At 43.6% G+C, this 22,268-nt stretch carries 20 protein-coding genes, 1 pseudogene and 1 riboswitch; of the genes and pseudogenes, 12 read left to right on the top strand and 9 right to left on the bottom strand.

The features are described from left to right. Positions 1-92: 92 nt before the first annotated feature. Positions 93-401, bottom strand: a complete 309-nt coding sequence (locus PV763_RS08515) for a hypothetical protein (RefSeq protein WP_420937664.1) — start codon at positions 399-401, stop codon at positions 93-95. Between the two features lie 201 nt (positions 402-602). Between PV763_RS08515 and PV763_RS08510 the strand changes: the two genes are divergently transcribed. The 6 genes from PV763_RS08510 to PV763_RS08485 all read left to right on the top strand — a co-directional run bounded on the left by PV763_RS08510 (position 603) and on the right by PV763_RS08485 (position 6,715). Continuing rightward, positions 603-989: a hypothetical protein gene (locus tag PV763_RS08510; protein ID WP_039902247.1), complete on the top strand. Its 387-nt coding sequence runs from the start codon at positions 603-605 to the stop codon at positions 987-989. Between the two features lie 204 nt (positions 990-1,193). Next, positions 1,194-2,204 (top strand): 50S ribosomal protein L3 N(5)-glutamine methyltransferase, encoded by a 1,011-nt coding sequence (gene prmB / locus PV763_RS08505; protein ID WP_374952736.1) that lies wholly within the window; start codon positions 1,194-1,196, stop codon positions 2,202-2,204. 13 nt (positions 2,205-2,217) lie between these two features. Beyond that, entirely contained in the window at positions 2,218-3,312 is a 1,095-nt protein-coding gene (gene aroC, locus PV763_RS08500) for a chorismate synthase (protein ID WP_004280471.1), read from the top strand. A gap of 67 nt (positions 3,313-3,379) precedes the next feature. Further along, complete coding sequence (locus PV763_RS08495) at positions 3,380-3,901, top strand: GNAT family N-acetyltransferase (protein WP_420937663.1); 522 nt, start codon at positions 3,380-3,382, stop codon at positions 3,899-3,901. A 125-nt stretch (positions 3,902-4,026) separates the two neighbouring features. Beyond that, on the top strand, positions 4,027-4,935 hold the full coding sequence (locus PV763_RS08490; RefSeq protein ID WP_420937662.1) for an AEC family transporter: 909 nt from the start codon (positions 4,027-4,029) through the stop codon (positions 4,933-4,935). Positions 4,936-5,247: 312 nt separating this feature from the next. Further along, positions 5,248-5,335: riboswitch (glycine riboswitch) on the top strand. A 135-nt stretch (positions 5,336-5,470) separates the two neighbouring features. Beyond that, positions 5,471-6,715 carry a D-amino acid dehydrogenase gene (locus PV763_RS08485; protein ID WP_005266264.1) on the top strand — a complete coding sequence of 415 codons (1,245 nt, stop codon included), beginning with the start codon at positions 5,471-5,473 and terminating at the stop codon, positions 6,713-6,715. Between the two features lie 83 nt (positions 6,716-6,798). Here PV763_RS08485 and PV763_RS08480 read toward each other — a convergent pair whose 3' ends face one another. After that, entirely contained in the window at positions 6,799-7,452 is a 654-nt protein-coding gene (locus tag PV763_RS08480) for an A1S_1983 family putative colistin resistance protein (RefSeq protein WP_005266266.1), read from the bottom strand. A 100-nt stretch (positions 7,453-7,552) separates the two neighbouring features. Here PV763_RS08480 and ispF point away from each other — a divergent pair, with 100 nt between their 5' ends. Continuing rightward, positions 7,553-8,041 carry a 2-C-methyl-D-erythritol 2,4-cyclodiphosphate synthase gene (gene ispF / locus PV763_RS08475; RefSeq protein ID WP_420937661.1) on the top strand — a complete coding sequence of 163 codons (489 nt, stop codon included), beginning with the start codon at positions 7,553-7,555 and terminating at the stop codon, positions 8,039-8,041. Positions 8,042-8,043: 2 nt separating this feature from the next. Here ispF and PV763_RS08470 read toward each other — a convergent pair whose 3' ends face one another. The 3 genes from PV763_RS08470 to PV763_RS08460 form a co-directional block, all read right to left on the bottom strand. Continuing rightward, a complete protein-coding gene (locus PV763_RS08470) occupies positions 8,044-8,568 on the bottom strand; it encodes a protein tyrosine phosphatase family protein (protein WP_420937660.1) in 525 nt (174 codons plus the stop codon). 64 nt (positions 8,569-8,632) lie between these two features. Next, complete coding sequence (locus tag PV763_RS08465; RefSeq protein ID WP_420937659.1) at positions 8,633-9,724, bottom strand: 3-deoxy-7-phosphoheptulonate synthase; 1,092 nt, start codon at positions 9,722-9,724, stop codon at positions 8,633-8,635. A gap of 122 nt (positions 9,725-9,846) precedes the next feature. Continuing rightward, positions 9,847-10,743 carry a sulfite exporter TauE/SafE family protein gene (locus PV763_RS08460; RefSeq protein ID WP_420937658.1) on the bottom strand — a complete coding sequence of 299 codons (897 nt, stop codon included), beginning with the start codon at positions 10,741-10,743 and terminating at the stop codon, positions 9,847-9,849. Positions 10,744-11,130: 387 nt separating this feature from the next. Here PV763_RS08460 and lpxB point away from each other — a divergent pair, with 387 nt between their 5' ends. Beyond that, entirely contained in the window at positions 11,131-12,303 is a 1,173-nt protein-coding gene (lpxB, locus tag PV763_RS08455; protein ID WP_420937657.1) for a lipid-A-disaccharide synthase, read from the top strand. A gap of 2 nt (positions 12,304-12,305) precedes the next feature. Here lpxB and PV763_RS08450 read toward each other — a convergent pair whose 3' ends face one another. Then, a complete protein-coding gene (locus PV763_RS08450; protein ID WP_420937656.1) occupies positions 12,306-13,256 on the bottom strand; it encodes an AraC family transcriptional regulator in 951 nt (316 codons plus the stop codon). Between the two features lie 188 nt (positions 13,257-13,444). Between PV763_RS08450 and PV763_RS08445 the strand changes: the two genes are divergently transcribed. Next, on the top strand, positions 13,445-14,659 hold the full coding sequence (locus PV763_RS08445) for an alkane 1-monooxygenase (protein ID WP_420937655.1): 1,215 nt from the start codon (positions 13,445-13,447) through the stop codon (positions 14,657-14,659). 361 nt (positions 14,660-15,020) lie between these two features. Here PV763_RS08445 and PV763_RS08440 read toward each other — a convergent pair whose 3' ends face one another. Next, complete coding sequence (locus PV763_RS08440) at positions 15,021-16,844, bottom strand: acyl-CoA dehydrogenase (RefSeq protein WP_420937654.1); 1,824 nt, start codon at positions 16,842-16,844, stop codon at positions 15,021-15,023. Positions 16,845-16,922: 78 nt separating this feature from the next. Here PV763_RS08440 and PV763_RS08435 point away from each other — a divergent pair, with 78 nt between their 5' ends. Beyond that, a complete protein-coding gene (locus PV763_RS08435; RefSeq protein WP_420937653.1) occupies positions 16,923-17,903 on the top strand; it encodes a GlxA family transcriptional regulator in 981 nt (326 codons plus the stop codon). Between the two features lie 6 nt (positions 17,904-17,909). Here the strand turns inward: PV763_RS08435 and PV763_RS08430 are convergent, their stop codons facing one another. Beyond that, positions 17,910-19,112 (bottom strand): MFS transporter, encoded by a 1,203-nt coding sequence (locus PV763_RS08430; RefSeq protein ID WP_085064434.1) that lies wholly within the window; start codon positions 19,110-19,112, stop codon positions 17,910-17,912. Continuing rightward, positions 19,109-19,552: a MarR family winged helix-turn-helix transcriptional regulator gene (locus tag PV763_RS08425; protein ID WP_085064433.1), complete on the bottom strand. Its 444-nt coding sequence runs from the start codon at positions 19,550-19,552 to the stop codon at positions 19,109-19,111. The genes PV763_RS08430 and PV763_RS08425 overlap by 4 nt, the downstream gene beginning before the upstream one ends. A 265-nt stretch (positions 19,553-19,817) precedes the next feature. Between PV763_RS08425 and PV763_RS08420 the strand changes: the two are divergent. Both PV763_RS08420 and cydB read left to right on the top strand, forming a co-directional pair. Then, positions 19,818-21,267: pseudogene (locus tag PV763_RS08420) on the top strand (cytochrome ubiquinol oxidase subunit I). Then, on the top strand, positions 21,264-22,268 hold the full coding sequence (gene cydB, locus PV763_RS08415) for a cytochrome d ubiquinol oxidase subunit II (RefSeq protein ID WP_420937652.1): 1,005 nt from the start codon (positions 21,264-21,266) through the stop codon (positions 22,266-22,268). Before PV763_RS08420 ends, cydB begins: the two are co-directional and overlap by 4 nt.

Raw genomic sequence — 22,268 nt, 5'->3', positions numbered from 1 at the left:
CACGTATTAAAAAAGTTTAAGCCGCTGAATTCATAGTAAAAACTAGGCAAGCTTTCATTAATTCACCAACCTGTATCAGTTTAGACAGGGCATTATGCCATTTGAAATTGGATTTTTAATTCAGATCGTTGTTGTAACTGTTGTTTATTTGTTTGAATATGTTGATGAATCAGGCGCTGTACGCTGTCATACATGAAGCCTAAAGCATAGCCTTTTACAATCACAATACTTGGCAAGCCAAAAAACAGATATTTAGCATCGTCCAATGTCGCATCGGTGAATACGCCATGTTGCACTAAGGTCGACTGCAAAAATACCTTTTCTTGCTGCACCTGACTGGAGGCTTTATCATTCCAGTAATTCTGGCGCATCGCCATAAGATTATTGTGCTTATAGCTCATAGATCTGGGCTCATTTGAAGATTGAATGCGGATTATATGTGGGTCATGGTCCAATTTTCAATTGTGCAACTGTTTTAATCTTTCATTCCGAGAAAGGCATAGGATTTTTGTCCGGACTGCGTTAATATCAGTGGATAATTTAAACAATATTGATTGTTAAACATTTATTGGGATTGTACCGGTTTCGGTCAAGGGGAAGTTATGCGTCTTGCATGGTTTTTAGTTGCAATTTTTGCGGGTACTTCGGTTCAGACACAAGCTGCTGTTGGGTATTCTAAGGAATATACACAGTGCATGAATTTTAGTTATGGTAATACACCCAAAGCTGAAAAATGCTTGGAAAAAGAGCTGAAAGTTCATAATAAACGTTTGAAGAAAAACTATAAAACTTATTTTAAATTGAATCCGAATCAGACTGCAGTTATCCGCAGTCAGCATGTATTGTGGGAGCGTAAACTGTCCCAGCAATGTAACTTTAGAATGTCAGGAAAATATGCCAAGCAGCAACAGGGTCAATGTATGCTGGCTTTGATCATGGATCAGGCCAATCTTTATCAATCCCGCTCTTATGCGTCCGGGTTCCGATAAGTCATCATAGCATTAGCATGCAAATTTAACAGAAATACCTCTGAATAAAGTAAACATTTATCTGCATAATCACTCACAAAAACAGGAGTTTTATAATTTTTGTAGGCGTAGAGAATTCGTGTTTTTCATACTTTTAGCATTATAAAAGCAGGCAAAACAAGGTATCATAAGGCGTTTAAAAAAATGACCTTGGAGACGCCTTAAGTGGATCGACCGACTATTAGCCCTGAACATATGCAGGAAGCCGCTGAAAATTTAACCACCATTCGTGATTTTATTCGTTTTGGTGTGACAGCATTACGTCAATACGATGCACATTTGGGCCAAGGCACAGAAGATTATTTTGCTGAAAGTTCAGCGCTAGTGCTGCAAACCCTGTCACTAGAGTGGAAAGCGGACGCTGAAATTTTAGATGCCAAATTATTGCCAAGTGAAAAAGCTGAATTTTTAAGTCTGCTGGAACGCCGTATTAATGAAAAAGTTCCAACCTCATATTTATTGAACCTGGCTTATTTTGACGGCAAACCTTACTACGTTGATGAACGCGTGCTGATTCCACGTTCACCGATTGCTGAACTGATTCAGAACCGTTTTGCCCCGTATTTCCTGGGTGAACATGGTCAAATGGGTGAGGCAGTCAACAACTTGCCGGAAAACCCGAATCCAAAAACACCTCAACGCATTCTAGATATGTGTACCGGTTCTGGCTGTATCGCGATTGCCTTGGCTTATGCATTCCCTGAAGCGGAAGTGGATGCCACCGATATTTCCAAAGAAGCCTTGGAAGTTGCGCAAATCAATACTGAGCATCATGACAAGCAATATCAGATGGCATTGCTTGAATCGGATTTGTTCGAAAAAATTCCGGCTGAAAACCAATACGATTTGATCGTATCTAATCCGCCGTATGTCGATGCGGAAGATATGGCGGATTTACCTGAAGAATTTCATCATGAGCCTGAGCTTGCACTTGCTGCAGGTCAGGACGGTCTGGATCTGGTGCGTAAAATGCTGGCTCAAGCTGCAGATTATCTGACTGAGAATGGCCTGATCGTGATTGAAGTGGGTAACTCAGAATGGGCAATGCGCCAAAACTTTAATTCGGTTGATTTCTACTGGTTACAATTCCAGAAAGGTGGTACAGGTATCTTTGCATTGACTGCAGAGCAATGCCGTACTTACCGCGATTTATTTATTCAGTCTATTCAAGCATAAGGAGTCGTTTGACATGGCAGGTAATAGTATAGGGCAACTGTTCCGTGTAACGACTTGTGGTGAATCTCACGGTGTTGGCTTGATGGCCATCATCGATGGGGTTCCACCCGGTATTGAGCTGACTGAAGCTGATTTGCAAAAGGATCTGGACCGCCGTAAGCCCGGTACATCGAAATTTGCAACCCAGCGTAAAGAACCCGATGAAGTAGAAATTATTTCCGGTGTGTTTGAGGGTAAAACCACCGGTACTTCAATTGGTTTGTTAATTCGTAATACGGATCAAAAATCGAAAGACTACGGCAATATCGCGCAGACATTCCGCCCGGGTCATGCTGACTATACCTATACCCAAAAGTATGGTTTCCGTGATTATCGTGGTGGCGGCCGTTCAAGTGCGCGTGAAACCGCAATGCGTGTTGCAGCGGGGGCAATTGCCAAGAAATTCCTTTTTGAGAAATTTGGCATTGAGATTCGTGGTCATGTAACCCAGATTGGTACTGAAAAAGCAGAGAAACTGGACTGGAACGAAGTTCCAAACAATCCGTTTTTCTGTGGCGATGTGGATGCAGTACCGCGTTTTGAAGCGCTAGTGACGTCTTTGCGTGAGCAAGGTACCAGTTGTGGCGCTAAACTGGAGATCATTGCATCTAAAGTGCCAGTCGGTTGGGGCGAGCCAGTCTTTGATCGTCTGGATGCTGATATTGCGCATGCCATGATGTCGATTAATGCCGTTAAAGGTGTAGAAATCGGTGATGGTTTTGGCGTTGCTGAACAGTTTGGTCATGAAAGCCGTGATGAACTCACCACAGAAGGCTTCCTGGCCAATCATGCTGGCGGTATTCTAGGCGGTATTTCTAGCGGTCAGGACATTCGTGTTGCGATTGCGTTGAAGCCGACTGCATCTATCACCACGCCGGGTAAAACCATCAATATTGAGCGTGAAGATACTGATGTGTTGACCAAAGGCCGTCATGATCCTTGTGTGGGTGTGCGTGCAACCCCGATTGCTGAAGCGATGCTGGCGATAGTACTCATGGATCATTTCATGCGTCACCGTGCGCAAAATGCCGATGTAGTTGCGCCATTTGCACCGATTGAACCTAAATAATTTGCTTTAACTTTAAAGTGAAATTGTTTTAAAGTCAGACTCCGGTCTGACTTTTTTTATTTATAAAATGAATCACTATAAAAATATACGATTGGCAAGCAAAGCTGATATTCAGCAACTTACCATACTAATTAATACAGCTTATCGTACTCGGGGTGGATGGACCACAGAAGAAGGAATGATCCAGGGTGATCGTATTCAAGAACAACAGTTATATGAATTGCTCAATTCAGCAGATTTTCAGCTGTTTGTGTTGGAAAATGAAAATAAGCTTCTTGGTTGTATTGGCGTGAGCTTAGGGCAGCAAGTAGCAGAGATTGGAAGCTTTGCTGTTGCACCTGCTGAGCAAAACTCGGGTTATGGCAAGCAATTATTGGACTTTGCCGAATCCCATATTTTCGAAATATTTAAGAAGAAAGTGATTCAGATGTCAGTATTAAATGTTCGTACTGAACTGTTGGCATATTATCAGCGCCATGGCTATCAGCTGACTGAAAAGATTGAAGCATATCCACTGGGTCAAAAGCTCGGAGAACCTTTGATTCCGTTACATTTACTGATTTTAGAAAAAATCATCAGATCAATATGATTAGCTGGTGAAAATTCAAGCTTTTTGCTACTTAAATTGAGTGGTGAAAAAGCTCATCAATATGCTAAGTTTTCTGTTCAGTCTAAGCGGCTTAAGATTAGGCAGAAAACAGACCAGGATGTCACATGCTGCATATTATTTTAACTTCTTTATTTCCTCTCATCGGACTGATCAGCTTTGGCTATTTACTTAAGCGCAGGCAATGGTTGAGTGATGATTTTTGGCGAGGCGCAGAAAAGTTAAATTATTATGCATTGTTTCCGGTAATGCTGTTTTTAAATCTGGCCACTGCCAAGATTCAAATGAATGTCATTCAGGATGTAGTACTGGTCGTATTTAGCATCATGGCTGTGGTCAGTATTGCGCTGTATATCTTGCGCCAAATTTACCGAATTTCCTATGCGCGTTTCGGCGTCTATGTTCAAGGTTTACTGCGCTTTAATACCTATATTGGCCTTGCTGCTGTCAGCGCCTTATTTCAGCAGCAGGGTATGACTATTTTCGCTGTGATCATGGTGCTGTGTATTCCTTTGGTGAATATCTTGTCAGTGCTGGTATTTACCCGTAGCCACGATATGCAGCTGAAAAAAATCGTCCTGGATTTGTCTAAAAATCCATTAATTTTAGGCTGTATAGTGGGTGGTTTATTTAATCTTTCCGGTTTGTCACTCTGGACTGGAACAGAGCAGTTCCTTAAACAGATTGCACTGTGCAGTTTGCCGCTCGGTTTGATGTGTGTGGGAGCAGCCTTACAGTTTCAGGGTTTTCAGCGTGATGTATTGCCACTCAGCCTGATAACCTTTGGTCGCCTGTTCGGAATGCCGCTGATTGCATTTTTAGTGTGTAAAATTTTCCAGATTGATGCATTAACTACTCAGGTATTGGTCTTGTTCTTTGCACTTCCTACCGCCTCAGCTTCGTATGTCTTAACCCGGGTGTATGGTGGCGATAGTGAGTTAATGGCTAGTATTATCAGTGTACAAACAGTGGTCGCAGCAGGAAGCTTAGTACTGATGCTTTCTTGGATTATCTAAAATTCTAGAATAAATGATAAAAGTCTAAATTTTGCTTTGGATGACATATACTTTGAATTATTAAAATAGCCTAAGCAAATGTTGAGTTCTATTTAAGCGCCAAAATTAAATAAGTTCTGGAATTTTATAAAGGATAGAACTTGCTCATTTTACTTAGGACAGCAAAATCTAAAAATTTGATATCTAGGCAATATCCTCCATCACCCATGTATGCTCTTAATTAAAAAGAATCACAGATAAATTCACGTGAATTAACATAAATAAAAACTGTGTTTTTCCTAAAAATGGTATATAAATTGCTCATGATAATAAAACATTATTGCAGGAGAGAAATGCTTCTGCATTCGCCGAAGGAGCAAGTTCCCAGGAAACTCTCAGGCAAAAGGACTGTGATAATGGATAAAAACTCTGGAGAGAAGTGTTCAATCACTCACCGAAGGGGAAGGTGGCCGCATTGATGTGCAATGTATCTACCGAAGCTCTCAGGTACACATGACAGATGGGAAAAGACATCAATATAATCAAGGAGGTGTCTATGCGTCATGTCGTGGTGATTGGGGCCGGTATTACCGGAGTAACCACAGCTTATGAGCTGGCACAATCAGGCTATCAAGTGACTGTGGTTGATCGGCATCTTTATCCGGCAATGGAAACATCCTTTGCCAATGGCGGCCAGCTTTCTGCCTGTAATGCCGAAGTATGGAACCAGAAAGCCACGGTACTCAAAGGCATCAAATGGATGTCACAAAAAACCGCACCACTTTTGCTCAATCCTTCTTTCAGTGTGCATAAATACAGCTGGCTCATGGAATTTCTGGGCAATATCAAACATTATGAAGCCAATACCCGAGAGACTGTACGGCTGGCTTTACTGGCAAGAGCACGCTTATTTGAAATTGCCGAAACAGAAAATATTGATTTCAATTTAGAAAAACGTGGAATTTTACATTTTTATCATAACAAGACAGATTATGATGTTGCGATCAAAGTCAATGATCTGTTGTGTAGCGGTGGTCTGGAGCGCAATGCCATTTCCAATGCAGAAATCAAGCAGATCGAACCTGCATTAACTGGCGATTATTATGCAGGATTTTACTGTCAGAGCGATGCCACCGGGGATATTCATAAATTTAGTACCGGTTTGGCCAAAGCCTGTATGCAAAAAGGCGTGAAATTTGAGTTTGGTCAAGATGTTTTTGTTGTTGATCATCAGGCTCAGAATATTCGGGTTAAATGCAAACCTAGTACTGAAAATGTCCATTCCTCTCCAGAGGATGTTCTGGAAATTAATGCAGATGCCATTGTGGTCTGTGCAGGGGTTGGCAGCTATCAATTGGCTGAAATACTTGGTGAACGAGTCAATGTCTATCCAGTCAAAGGCTACTCGATTACCGTGCAACTGAATGATGAGCAGAGCCAGAACAACGCACCTTGGGTCAGTCTGCTAGATGAAAGTGCGAAAATTGTCTTGTCACGCCTAGGCAAGGATCGTTTGCGTGTTGCAGGAACAGCCGAGTTTAATGGCTATAACCGGGATATTCGTGCTGACCGAATTCAACCTTTAATTGACTGGACCAATCGTAATTTTGACCTGTGTACTGAGCATGTTGTTCCGTGGGCAGGCTTACGCCCCATGATGCCAAATATGATGCCTGTGGTACGCCGTGGCAAACATGAGCGGGTCTTTTACAATACCGGACATGGTCATCTGGGCTGGACTTTATCAGCTGCAACGGCTGCGATGATTAGTCAGGAAATTGCGCAATACTATCCAGCTTAAATTGATAGCCCGCTTGCGGGCTATTTTTTACATCAAAGATATCATTTTATATAACGATAAATTATAATATTTTTTAAATTAAATCAATCATATAGTCGATAAATACCGGTAAAGCGTTCACAGCCTTTCTGCTGGCTACTGACCGCTAAAATGGCTTTACTATAGTTAAACTCATAGCGGCAGTCATTTTCATTATCGGTGATCTGGTTTTTTGTCTCAGGCGTGGTATAGGCTAAAAAAGGAACGGTCTGCTTCTCGGTCCGGTTATTTGGATTACGATATGCCAGGCCTTCAATCTTGATCCGGTCTTTGGTCAGTTGATGAATCTTGAGATGCACGGGCTGCTTGGCGATTTGTCCCTGTTCAAACTTAATATAATGCTGGGTCAGACTTTGATTCAGTGAAATATAGACATTTAAATCATCTAAACGCCATTCAAACTGCTGTTTAAAACAGTCTAGCGTTTTGCATTGCTGTAAGCGGGTCGCCCATAGTTGTTGGCTATCTTGTAATAAACGCACAGGTGCATCAGTAATCAGAAAAGCAGTAAAGTATTGGTCTGTGAGTTTTTCACGAGATTCAGCCAGCGATGCTGAGCAGACTTTATTCATGGCAGCCGTTTTTTTGCTGTCATCGCTACAATCCATTGTGATCGCTGAGCTACCCGTAGAAATCGTCCCCAGACCGAGCATCAGGCCAATTATTTTCAACATATTTATATCAGTTTTCAGTAGCATGATCGCTTATACTTTCACTGTGTTACGCTTGGTCTAACTATAGCGAAATAGAAAGCAAGTGTACAAGATTTCAATGGGCTATTTCTAAAGGATGTATAAGGTGATCGCACAAATTCGTATTGGCCAGGGTCTGGATGTGCATGCATTTGAAGAAGGTGATTTTGTCACTCTGGCAGGCATTCAAATTCCGCATACTCACGGTCTGAAAGCACATTCGGATGGTGATGTAGTGCTGCATGCACTCTGTGATGCTTTGTTGGGTGCTTTGGCGCTCGGAGATATTGGCCAGCATTTCCCAGATACAGATCCTGAGTTTAAAGGTGCAGATAGCCGGGTATTACTCAAGCATGTTTATCAGCTAATTCTGGATCGTGGTTATCACCTGAATAATGCCGATATTACCGTGGCCTGTGAACGTCCAAAACTGGCGAAATACAATCTGGCGATGCGTCAAAGTATCGCAGATGTCTTAAATGTTGATGTGACCCAAATCAGTATTAAAGCCACCACCACTGAACAGTTAGGTTTTACCGGTCGTCAGGAAGGAATTATGTCGATGGCAACCGTATTATTGAGCCACAGTAAATAAAATCAGGCAAAATAATTTGGATTAATTAAGGAAAGTTCCAGTTCCTGAGTTGCTTTACGGCCTTGTAGCTGTAGGGCAACTGCATGCATTAAACCGGTCCAGGTTTCATTTGGTTCCCAGATCTGATGCAAGTGTTTATGTGCTGTAGGCAGATCCATATCCATATAGTACTGACGATATAAGTACATCAGACAGCTGACATGGTAGTTTTGCGAACAATGTACCCAGACCATTTGCTCTTTTACCAGATGATCAATTAGATCCAATACCAGCAAGCATTGATTGTCTGAAGGGGTTTCCCAGGAAATCGGAACCTGAATATAGTTCAGTCCCAGCTCAAGGCAAATTTTATCTTCATGCGGCAGATACTGTTCGCTATCGGTCAGCGCCACATTGATGACAGTAGATACACCGTATTCTTTCATCAGCTGTAATTGGGCAGTGGTCGGTTGACCGGAGCTAAACAGATGTTCGTGTATGAACTGAAAATTCTCAATCTGGCTTAATGCCGTTTCAATATCATTCATCAGATAAATTTTCCTTGTTCTAGAAATGCAAACGCCATCTTGGCGATGGCGTTTGTCAGATCATTTAACGATTAGGTAAAATGTCTTTCAATGCCTCATGCATGTCGAGTAAGACTTTTTCAGTCGTTTCCCAGTCGATACAGCCATCCGTAACGGATTGACCGTACTCCATGTCACTCAGGTTTGCAGGAATGTCCTGACGACCACCCTTAAGATGACTTTCTACCATAATACCAACAATTGACTTATTTCCATCAAGAATTTGTTCGGAAATGTTTTTAAGTACAAGTGGTTGCAGGTACGGGTCTTTGTTAGAGTTGGCGTGGCTGGCATCAATCATGATCTTGGTGCTGACTTTGGCCTTGGCTAGAGCAGCTTCTGCATCGGCAACCGAGCCTGCATCGTAGTTCGGCTTGCCATTACCGCCACGCAGTACCACGTGAGCATAAGGATTGCCTGAAGTGCGAATCACAGCCACCTGGCCTTGATCATTCAGACCGAGGAAGCTGTGACCATGTTTCACAGATTGCATCGCATTGGTCGCGACCGTTAAACCGCCATCAGTACCATTTTTAAAGCCGACTGGTGAAGAAAGACCAGAAGACATTTCACGATGGGTCTGGCTTTCTGTGGTACGTGCACCAATTGCTGACCATGAAATCAGGTCTTGGTAATACTGTGGCGAGTTTGGATCAAGTGCTTCAGTGGCACATGGCAAGCCCATTTCATTCAGTTCAAGTAATAGCTTGCGACCGATACGCAGACCTTTTTCAATATTGAATGAATCATTCATGTCTGGGTCATTGATCAGGCCTTTCCAGCCTACGGTAGTCCGTGGTTTTTCAAAATAAACCCGCATCACGATGTATAAGCTGTCTTTAACTTTTTCGCTCAGTACTTTTAAGCGTTCAGCATATTCATGCGCCGCCGCCGGATCATGAATAGAACAAGGACCAATTACAACGAACAGGCGTTTGTCTTCACCATCCAGAATTTTACGAATCGTTTCACGACCATGCAGCACGGTTTGATAAGCAGTTTCAGTCAACGGTAACTCTGCTTTAAGCTCGGCAGGGGTTACAAGAGGAATCATGCTGTGGATATTCACGTCATCAATATCTGATGCTGAAATAGGATTTGACTGTTGTGTATTCATTGCCGTCACTGGTTCGATCATACAAAAGGTTGTTTAATAGCCCGAATATAACATGAATGATGCGTCACTTTGTTATAAAAAAGATGAATACTTCTTTGAAAAAAAAGTGATGAATTGGATAGTTAACTTAAACGGACGGGGGAATTTTGGCTCACAATTATCATTGCTGTTTCAGCAGGTTGAGCCGGTTTTGATTTCACAGGATTAATTATGAAATTCACGCCCAGCGCAAATAGGGTAATACCTAAAATTTTGCGGATCAGTTTTTCCGGCATACGTGAGCTGAGTAAAGTGCCGACAATAATCGCTGGAATAGAACCCACCAATAACCACATGAGCAGCATGAAATCGACATTGCCTGAAGACATATGACCCAGCCCTGCAACCAGGGTCAGTACCACTGCATGCACCACGTCAGAGCCAATAATACGAATCATCGGCAGATTCGGGAACATGACCACAAGTGCCATGATGCCAAATGCGCCGGCACCCACTGAAGAGAGCGTGACAAATATGCCCAAGATAATGCCCATGATAATAATGGCTACGCGCTTTTCTTTGGCTTGCAGCTTCACTTTTTCCAGATCCTGCGTCATATCCGGCAGTTCTTGTTTTCTGTATTTATTAAAAAGATTTTCGATCTGGGTGCGAAACAGAATGGATAAGCCGGTAATGGTCAGCATAAAGCCCAATACCATGGTCAAGACGACCTTGTAATGCGTTGATTGGCTCAGATAGTTATCAAGAACCCAATGCGTTGCAAAAGATGCGGGAATACTGCCAACGGCCAGCCAGATCACAATCGGCCAGACAATATTCATTTTCTTGGCATGCACAAACGAGCCACAGAATTTAGAAATCGCGGCATAGAGCAGGTCAGTACCAATTGCGATATGCGGTTCAATCCGGAATAAGCTAATAAGAATTGGCGTCATCAATGAACCACCACCCACACCGGTGACACCTACACAAAAACCTACTAGAACGCCTGCTAAAATAAATTCAATCGGACCAAACATGCATATATGCCAAAATCAAAAAACGAGCATATCTTATGACTTTTGGATATAAGTCGTTGTCTTGATTATTGATTTACTTATGCATAAAAAAGATAAAGCTAGGTGAAGAATATTAGGTGATCTTTTATGTTTATTTACTGGGTTATGTATAAAGTGCGAATATGATGATTGATTTTAACTGCCCGATTTAACCCGTTTCTATCTAATTTAATGTAGCTGTAAATGTCGATTTAATTCTTGTTATGCAAGCTCCCTCATCGACTAAGTCATTCTAAACGGTGGGTTTCTTAAAATTAGAAGATGCTTAAGCTTCTTCCGGAATAGCCACAGGATTATGTTAGAATCCCGATTCAATAAATTTCCATGCGGATTTGAGAGGAAACCCACTTGCTAAATCGAAAACTTAAAATTGGAATCGTGGTCGGTGAAGTCTCTGGAGATACGCTTGGCGCAAAATTGATTCGCCGTTTTCGTGAGCAAGGCATTGATGCTGAATTTGAAGGTATCGGTGGTCCACAAATGATCGCGGAAGGCTTTAAAAGCTATTATCCGATGGATATTCTTTCGGTGATGGGGATTGTCGAAGTTTTAAAAGATATTAAAAAACTTTTTGCTGTGCGTGATGGTCTGGTAGAGACCTGGACTAAAGACCCGGTTGATATTTTCATTGGGATTGATGCGCCTGATTTTAACCTGCGTTTGTCAAAAACCATTAAACAAAAACAGTTACCGATTAAAACCGTGCAATATGTCAGTCCTTCGGTCTGGGCATGGCGTCAGGGCCGTGTGCATGGCATTAAAGCCAGTATTAATCTGGTGCTCTGCTTGTTTCCATTTGAAAAAGCCTTTTTCAAGCAATGGGATGTGCCAGCAGCTTTTGTGGGGCATCCTCTAGCCAGTCAATTGCCGCTTAAAAATCCAATTCTGGATGCTCAAACAGAATTAGGCCTGGATCCACATCAGAAATATATTGCCTTATTGCCAGGCAGCCGTCGTGGTGAAATTGAACGTTTAGGGCCTTTGGTTCTGGATGCTGCCAATATTCTGCACCAAAAATATTCGGATTATACCTTTCTGATCCCGGCAATTAATGATGCGCGCAAACAGCAAATCGAAAGTTTGCTGGTCACTTATCCTGAGAGCTTACAAGCTCAGATTCGCTTGATGGAAAATACCAGCGCTGAATCTAAAATTGGCCGTCAGGTGATGAATGCATCCAATATTATTGCCTTGGCTTCGGGAACTGCAACGCTGGAAGCGATGTTGCTGCACCGTCCGATGGTGACCTTTTATAAGCTGCACTGGCTGACTTATCGAATTGCCAAATTGCTGGTGAAAATCCCTTATTTTTCATTACCGAATATTATTGCCGGAAAAAAAGTGATTCAAGAACTGATCCAGTCCGATGCTACCCCGGAAAATCTGGCAGCTGAAATTGAAAAACTAATGGATATTGAAGCAGCGCAGATTCAGGTTATGCAGCATATCACCATGCACAAGCAGCTACTTTCTAGCAATAGCGAAGATCCGGTCAACGCCGTACTTGCTTTAGTCCAGTAATTTTAGTCTGGTAATAAAGACTGGTTTTTCTGACAATTCAGCCGGTATTGGGTCGGCGTCTGTTCAAACTGTTTTTTAAAACTTTGACTAAACGCCGTCTCGGATGAATAACCAACCAGATAAGCGATTTGCTGGATACCAAACCCACTATTTCTCAAATATTGCGCTGCCAGACGCAGGCGGTGCTGTTGCAGATAGGCAAGGGGCGGCTCACCGACAATCTGGGTAAACAACTGGGCGAATTTAGAACGTGACATATGACATTGTTCGGCCAGACTTTCCACAGTCCAGGATTGTTCAGGTTTGCCATGAATCGCCGCCAGTGCATTGGATAGTTCCGGATGTGAAAGAGCATTCAGCCAGCTCGAGGCATTTTCCAGGTTTAAAATATAATCTCGCACGCATTCAATCAGTAAAATACTGACCAGATGATCCAGAATCTTGTCACGTCCCGGACGAAGTTGCTGGGTTTCCAGTGCCAGGAACTGCAAGCCAACCTGTAACCATTCCGGCGCCGTATCACCCAAAATATGCTGAATATGCAGGTATTTAGGTAATGCACTTAAAAGAGGCTTGGCCATCTGCATATCCAGGCTGGAACGAATAGCCAGTATGAAACTATGCTCCGCTGAATTTTCCCGATTGAGATCGACACATTGCTGTGCATGGCTCTGAAAATAAGGATTAATTGCATGGTGCTCAGAAAAATCGGCGTTGTCTGGGCAGGAAACATGATGGGCGGAACCTGCGGGTAATAGCACCAGATCACCTTGTTGCAGCTCCAGCCGATCACCATTCATGAACTTTAATTGCGCCTGTCCCTGTAACAGGATATAGGCCAGCATAAAGGGTTCATGCTGATAGTCAAAGCCGCCCGGATGAAACACATTCAGATAAAGGTATTCTGATTTTTCCAGATGAATATCATCAAAAATTTTACTTAAAGCATCCATGCCTAACTCTATTCTTCTGTTTTATTTCATTGAATTGACTATAAATTTTTTAACTTTGTGATTATAGGCCAGAATTTGGCAGCATGTGCCAAAGACGCTGACATAGCTTTTCTGGACGTTGAATACTGTTCGCTACTGCTGAAATATTCAACTATAAGTGCAGAGTAACATAAAAAAGGAAGGTCGCAATGAATGCCCCTGCACAAATCCAGAACGCGCAGTTTACGCAGGAAGCGTCGGCACTAAAAGGTGTAAAGCTGGATAAAAAACGTTTTGGCTGGTTGCTCAGCCCAGGTCTGCCTGTGATCGGAATGGGAGTTCTGGCCGGTTATCATTTTGGTCCCAAAGCCACTCAAAAAATCTTTGCGATGGGCGGGCCTTTATTACTGCATGTGATTATTCCAACTTTAGATGCCCTGATTGGCGATGATGCCAATAATCCAAATGATGAGCAGATCAAGGCACTGGTTAATGATCCTTATTATGACCGCATTGTAAAAGCATTTATTCCCTTGCAAATGGCAGCCAATGCCTTTGCCGGCTATGTCGTAAGCCGCCCAAATGTGTCTTTGCTGGATCAGGTACTGCTTGGAGTTTCTATGGGTGCGATTAATGGTGTGGGGGTGAATACCGCACATGAACTCAGTCATCGTCCGCAGAAAAAAGACCATTACTGGTCTCATGCCAGCCTGATGCCTTTGGGCTATAACCATTTCCGGATTGAACATCCTTATGGACACCATAAACGGGTAGCCACGCCTGAAGATCCGGCATCTTCGAAAATAGGTGAGTCTTTTTACCGCTTCTGGCCACGTACCGTAATAGGCGGATTAAAATCTGCAATCCAGATTGAAAAAAGACGGCTCGAGCGTAAGGGACTGAAATTCTTTAGTCAGGAAAATGAGCTGTTTCATGGTTGGGCCATGAGTGCCGGCTATCATGCCTTGATGCTAAAGGCGTATGGCAAGAAAATTATTCCTTATACACTCACACAGGCATTTTATGGCGTTAGCCTGTTTGAAATTGTGAATTATATCGAGCACTACGGACTAAAACGCGGACAGAAAGCGGATGGCAGTTATGAGCGAACCTTGCCAGAACATAGCTGGAATAACAACAATATCGTGACTAATCTGTTTTTGTATCAGTTACAGCGCCATTCTGACCATCATGCCTTTCCAAGCCGGCCATTTCAGGCGCTACGGCATTTTGATGAAGCGCCAGAATTACCGAGCGGTTATGCGACCATGTTGATTCCAGCCCTGATTCCACCTTTATGGTACAAAATCATGGATCAGCGGGTATATCAGCATTATCAGGGCGATCTGACGAAAGCTAACATTTTGCCTTCCAAACGTGCCAAACTTTTTAAAAAGTTTGATGTGCAAGAATCCGCAGCTTGATGATTCAAAAAATAAAATGCGCCTAATACAGATAATGCTGATCAGTTAAGGAGTTTAGAAATAAACTCCTTAATTTTTAGCGGAGCTTTATTGTTTTAAATCAAAATTTTGCAGCTCATTTGTTACTTTGGTTTCGCCCAAAGTAACCAAAGGCATTTTTCATCCGCAAAACTCGTCAGCCCCTATCAACTAACAAATTTATCGCAGAAACAATCATTTTTTAATGTAGTCCGGCCTCAAACAGTTGCGGATGACTTTTCTACATATCAAATACAGCCATGAATTTAAAAAAGAAAATGCCAGTCAATTTTGTAAGTGACTGGCATTACCTAATACAGGCGCATTTTTTGATTAATTCTGCCTAGAACCAGTCGGCTTGCATATTCAGGCAAGTATCATCCAGATGCATCAGTAATTTGGCCTGGTGTTCAATTTCAGGGAGTTCCCAGCGAATAAAATATTGAGCTGCCTGAATTTTCCCTGCCAGAAAAGTCTGATCTTCTGCCTGCGAAGATGTCCCAAACTTGAGTTGAGCCTGATTCGCCATTTCCAGCCAGAGCCAGGACAGGATGGTTTTGCCCATCATATCCAGATACAGTCCTGAATTGGCCAAAGCTTCACTGACTTTGCCTTGATGTAGGGTCTGACCTAAAACCTGAGTAGTTTTTTGTACAGTGGCAAGATGCTGTTTATAGATCTCTGCCAGTTCTACTATCTTAGGTTCATGAATTTCTGACAAGGTCTTCTGGATGCGCTGCATGAGTAGATTGATCCCTTTGCCATTATGCTGCCAGAGTTTACGTCCCAGCAGATCCAGAGATTGAATGCCGTAAGTTCCTTCATGAATCGGATTGAGCCGGTTATCACGGTAACATTGCTCCACCGGATATTCACGAGTATAACCCGCGCCGCCCAGGACCTGAATAGCCAGATCATTGGCTTTCGGACCATAGGCAGAAGGGAAAGACTTGACCACCGGGGTAATGAGATCAAGCAGAATTGCACTATCTTCATCTTGAGCTGCCTGAAGTTCATCAATTAATCGGGCTGCAAATAAGCAAAGTGCCAGCGAACCTTCTACATATGACTTTTGCGCCAGTAGCATGCGTTTGACATCGGTATGTTCAATGATATTTACTGGTTTCGAGTCAGGTGTTTTTTCATGAACTGGCCGGCCTTGCGGACGGTTTTTAGCATAATCCAGAGATTCCAGATAGCCACGATAACCAATCATGGCTGCGCCCAGACCGACACCCACACGTGCTTCCTTCATCATCTTGAACATATATTTTAAGCCATGACCGGGTTCACCAATTAAATAGCCTAAGCAATTATCATTTTCTCCAAAGCTTAAAACTGTAGATGTAGTACCTCGATAGCCCATTTTGTGCAGTAAGCCAGCCAGCTGTACATCATTAGCTTCACCGAGTGAACCATCCTCGTTGGTTTTGAATTTTGGTACGATAAACAGGGAAATTCCTTTCACGCCTTGCGGCGCATCCTGAATCCGCGCCAAGACCAGATGCACAATATTTTCGCTAATGTCCTGATCGCCACCCGAAATAAACATTTTCTGGCCTTTAATTTTATAAATTCCATCTGCCTGAGGAATCGCTTTAGTGGTCAGATCGCCCAAAGAGGAACCTACATTCGGCTCTGTCATGGCCATGGTGCCAGCAAAGCGGCCACTCAACATATGCGGTAGGAATATTTGCTTTTGTTTTGGGGAGGCAAAAGCCTGTATCAGGTTCGCCGCAGCGGCCGTTAGAAAAGAATAAGCCACGGTGGACGGATTGGCCGACATAAAATAAGCATTGCAGGCCATATTCACCAAAGTGGGCAGTTGCATGCCACCATCTGCATAATCATGCTGGGCGCAAAGCAGGCCGGCATCGGCAAACTGTTGCCAGGCTGTCTTCACTTCATCAATGGTTTTGACCTGTTTGCCATCAAAGTTCGGTTCTTGTTGATCAGCTTTGGCATTATGCGGCGCAAAATAATCAGTCGCGATACCTTTTGCCGTTTCCAGAATACTGTCGAAAGTATTTTTGTCATGATCCTGATAGCGTTGCAGTTTAGTCAGCGCTTCAAGTTTGAATACGTCATAAAGCTGGAAATGCAGATCTTTATCATTAATCAGTTGGGTCACGGTACTATCCTGAATGTGCAATCCTTGAGATAGCATCAAGACTAGCAGTTGCTTTTATTGAGGAGGATTGTCAATAATGACATGAATCGGGTGAAAAGTGACAATTAGTAAAGTATGCAACAGGTGGTGATTTTAGGCTTTCATGGGGCTCTGGCTTCGGCCATTACGGGTGTGGTCGATTTATTTACTATGGCTGGCGTAAGCTGGAACCGGATCCAGCAGCAGGACGTACAGCGCCTGTTTAAGGTGAGTATCGCCAGTCCGGAGGGACATCCGATTCGGTGTATCAATGGGCTGCAGTTGCAGGCACATTTTTCTTATCAAGAGATTCAAACTGCAGATATTCTGGTGGTACCGACCATCGCTGCACCGATTCAGGATGTATTGCAACAGAATCCAGAACTGATTCATTTTTTAAAATCTGCACATGCAGAGGCGACTTTAATTGCAGGAAACTGTACGGGGAATTTTTTTCTGGCAGAAGCAGGCATTTTAGATGACCGAGTTGCAACAACGCATTGGGGTTTTCAGGACATGTTCCGTTCACGTTATCCTAAGGTGAAACTGAATGCCGATCTGATGATTAGCCGGGATCAGAATATCTATTGTGCGGGTGGAGGCTTGGCCTGGTTTGACCTGGGTTTGCATCTGATTGAGCGTTTTTATGGATTTGAGGTGGCCATGCAATCGGCTAAATCTTTTGTAATTGATTACCGCCGTGACAGCCAATTGTCTTATTCATTACTGAATATTGGCCAGCCGCACCATGATGAACTGGTACAAAAAATCCAGAACTGGCTAGAGCAGCATTTTCATGAAGATTTTAGTTTGAACGCGCTGGCGGAACAGTTTAATGTGACCGGCCGAACCCTGATTCGACGCTTTAAACAAGCCTTAGACATACCGCCAAACCAGTACCTGCAAGCGATCCGGATTGAAGCCGCACGTAAACGCCTGGAAGAAACTGATCAGGCAGTCGATGTGATTATGCAAAATGTCGGCTATCAGGACCCAAGTTCATTCCGCCGTTTATTTCATAAAAAAACCGGTCTGACGCCGTTGGAATACCGGCGCCGGTTTAGCCGGCGCTTTTAAAAACGTTTAATGAGAAGGCCTTACTTTTCCTGCTTTCCTGCCATGCAGCAGGTAATACCAGACCAGACAGCTCAGGGTGAGCAGCGCCGAGAACAGATAAAGCTGGCTATAACCAATCTGGTCCAGCAGCATACCCAGGAAATAAGGGCCAAAACCAAGCCCGGCATCCAGAGCAATAAAGAAGGTTGAGGTTGCTAGACCCATACGCTGTAATGTCGTACTTTTCACCGCAATGGTTTGACAGACCGACTGGATATTCCCGAAACCAAAACCGAGCAATGCTGCACTAGTAAGTAACATCACAGAATTCTGTGCCTGACTCAGCAGAAAAATCCCTAGTGCCATAATCACAATGGCAGGATAGATAATGATATTTTCGCCTTTACGGTCCATAAGTGGGCCGGTAAAAGGGCGCGACAACAAAATGGCAAAGGCATACATTAAGAAAAAGAATGATGCTGCTTCGACCAGATTGATTTCTTTGGCATAAAAGTGAATAAACGACAATATACCTGAATAACACGTCGCTACTAGCAACACAATCACGGCAATGGGTAAGGCATTCGGTTCAATATATTGGGCCAGTTTGCTGGTGCTTTGTGGAGTAGATGATGAGCTTAGCGTACTGGCTTTAAGACGTGGTGGCTGGATAAACAGTCCACAGATCAGGCAGCTGAGCGCAACGATACTGGTAAAGATGAAAATTACCTGATAATTAAAATTTGTCATCAACCAGATTCCGACAAAGGGACCAATCGCTGTGCCAAGGGTACTGCTCATGCTGAAATAGCCAATTCCTTCACCACGCCGTGTGGCAGGAATGGTCTGTGCAATCACTGTACCCAGTACAGTAGAAGCCATACCCATCATAAAGCCGTGTATCAGCCGGATACCTAATAAAACCTCCAGCTTGGCCGGAATCATATACAGTCCGGAAAAGAGAAGAAAACCAGTCAAACCAATGACAAGCGTATTTTTTAGGCCCAGACGATTCAGTAATTTTCCGATCAATAATCGTCCGAATAACGTACCCACAATAAACAGACCGGATACCAGACCGGCTTGCGCAGTCGACGCACCTAGCTCAGCAACCGAGTAGCCGACAATCACGATCACCAGCAAGTAGAACACCAGAACCAGCTGGAAATTTACCAGACTGATCAGGATAAAATTGGGCGTCCATAAAGGCGCTTCTTGTTCTTGGCTCATTGAGGTCTGTCCTGAGATGAGGGATATAACTGCTGAATGAGTTGCATCAAGGTATTTTTGCTGCCTTCAAGATCATCTGATGCAATGTGCTCAAGCAACTGATCTTCAAATGCATCGATCTGGGTGGAACACATCGCAAAGGTCTCAATTCCTTGCTCACTCAGCTTGAACAGCTTTTGACGCTTATCTTCAGTTTCGAGTTGGGCAATCAGATCGAGTTCAACCAGTTGCTGAATCCGCTTGGTAATGCCGGGCTTGGATACATTGAGATAACTGGAAATATCTGCCAGCGTGCATTGCTGCTTTGACTGGATAACGTATAACACCTGCCATAAGGAATAATTTAATTGAGATGACAACAAGATCGTATTGATCTCATCGCTCATCAGTCGTGCGCAGCGTAATAACAGCGTACGAAGTCGGGGAGATTCGGAAAACATATGGTTAGTTAACCTGGGTAACTAAATTTAGGTCTAATTTACGCCTGTTTTATCCAAAGCTCAAGAGAAGACTTTTAAAAATTATTGAGAGCAATATTTTCTCTGCTAGCAGCACTTACACAGTTTAACCTGATTAAAAAATAATCAACAAAAGACTACATACTTTTTATAACAGCCACGCCTAAGCTAACCATGTCACTAGAAAAATTCATGACTTAAAAATTGAAGGGCAAAGATGCCAAATAACAATGCATAGGTGAAGCTTATGACTCTGGGTTTAACTGCATTAGAGTTAGCACGAATACAGTTCGCCTTTACTGTATCTTTTCATATCATTTTTCCGGCAATTTCTATTGGCTTGGCTAGCTTTCTGGCCATTCTGGAATGGCGCTGGCTCAAAACCCGAAACCCGATTTTTCAAGATCTGTTCAAATTTTGGGTAAAAATTTTCGCTGTGGCGTTCGGGATGGGCGTCGTCTCTGGTGTGGTCATGAGCTACCAGTTTGGAACCAACTGGAGTGAGTTTTCCCGGATAGCAGGCAGTGTGACTGGACCTTTATTGGCCTATGAAGTACTCACCGCTTTCTTTCTGGAAGCGGGCTTTCTGGGCATCATGTTATTTGGTTGGGGGCGAGTGGGACCAAAGGCGCACTTTTTCTCGACCTTGATGGTTGCAATAGGAACCTGTATTTCCATGTTCTGGATTCTATCGTCCAATAGCTGGATGCAGACCCCACAAGGCTTTGCGATTGAAAATGGCCTGATTGTTCCACAAGACTGGGTTGCTATCGTGTTTAACCCATCTTTCCCTTATCGTCTGGCCCATATGGCTATGGCTGCCTTTCTGGTTTCCGCATTACTGGTCGCTGCTACAGCCGCATGGCATCTGATCAAAGGCCGTCGTGATGCACTGGTCAAGACTTCATTTTCCATGGCGATGTGGCTGCTTCTGGTACTCGCGCCCTTACAGGTCATCGTCGGTGATATGCACGGTATTAATTAATACCCTTGAACATCAGCCCGCCAAACTTGCAGCCATGGAAGGGCACTGGGAAACCAATCATGATGAAGGCATGCCCTTATATCTCTTTGGTATTCCAGATATGGAAGCCGAAGAAACCAAATATGCAGTCGCAATTCCCAACTTGGGTAGCCTGATTTTAACCCACTCGATGGATGGAAAGGTTACAGGACTTAAAGACTTTGCGCCTGAAGACCGGCCGAATTCGCTGGTGGTGTTCTGGAGCTTCCGGATTATGGTCGGACTCGGCGTATTGATGCTGTTACTGGCGTTATGGGGAGCGTGGGCACGTACCCGTGGTCGCTTTTATGAATCCCGTGCATTGCATCGATTTGCCTTGATTATGGGACCTTCCGGATTTATTGCCATGCTGGCGGGATGGTTTACCACAGAAGTCGGCCGTCAGCCTTGGGTAGTCTACGGCATCATGCGTACCAAGGATGCATTGTCTCCGGTTTCCGCTGAACAGGTGGGGCTGACTCTGATTATTTTTGTAGTCGTCTACTGTGTGGTATTTGGTATCGGGATTTACTACATGTTGCGTCTGATGCACAAAGGTCCAGAGTTTATTCATACCCGACCAGATCATGAATCAGATAGCGATGTAGTGCAGGCTTCACGCCGGCCATTAAGTAGTATTCGCGAACGTATCGAAGAAGTTCCTGAACAACCGGATCAGGAGGATAAAAAATGATTGATTTATCATTAATCTGGATTGTGATTATTGGTTTGGGTGTATTGATTTATACCATTCTCGATGGTTTCGATCTGGGCATCGGCATCTTGTTTCCTTTCTTTCCGCATCAGGATGAACGTGATGTCATGATGAATACCGTGGCTCCGGTCTGGGATGGCAATGAAACCTGGATGGTTTTGGGCGGTGCAGGGTTATTTGCAGCTTTTCCACTCGCTTACTCGACCGTACTCTCGGCGCTGTATATGCCAATTATTCTGATGGTGATTGCCTTGATTTTCCGCGGCGTGGCTTTTGAATTCCGCTTCAAGGCAAACCGCAGTAAGCATTGGTGGGATAAAGCCTTTATCGGTGGTTCTGCGATCACCAGTTTCCTGCAAGGCATGATTTTAGGCGCTTATATTCAGGGCATTGAAACTCGAAATGGTGTCTATGTTGGTGGTGGTCTGGACTGGCTCACTCCATTCAGCATCTTCACCGGAATCAGTGTGGTGGTGCTCTATGCGGCATTAGGCTGTGGCTGGCTCATCTATAAAACCGGAGATGATTTGCAGGATCGAATGTTTAAACTAATGCCTAAGCTGATTATTGCCTTGCTGATCATATTGGGTGCTGTCAGTATTTATACGCCGTTGACCCATCCACAGATTGCCGAACGCTGGTTTAGTCAGCCACAATTCACCTATTTTATGCCAGTTCCAGTTCTGGTTCTGCTATTTACCTGGCTGGCCTTACGTGCCTGTAAAAGACGCAGTGAATTAGGTCCATTTACCTATATGCTGGTTCTGGTTTTCCTCGATTATACTGGATTCTTGATCAGTCTATGGCCATATATTATTCCGCCGAGCGTAACAATCTGGCAGGCAGCAGCGCATGAAAATAGCCAGTTATTTGCTTTGATTGGTGCTTTGATCCTGATTCCAATTATTGTGATTTATACGGGTATGTCCTATTGGGTGTTCCGGCATAAGGTCAGGGTCGGCGATGATGGCTATCATTAA

This window comes from Acinetobacter sp. AS5, assembly GCF_048957595.1.
Taxonomy (GTDB): domain Bacteria; phylum Pseudomonadota; class Gammaproteobacteria; order Pseudomonadales; family Moraxellaceae; genus Acinetobacter.
Note: the sequence above shows the minus strand (reverse complement) of the source record. Positions and strands in the feature narration are given on the sequence as shown.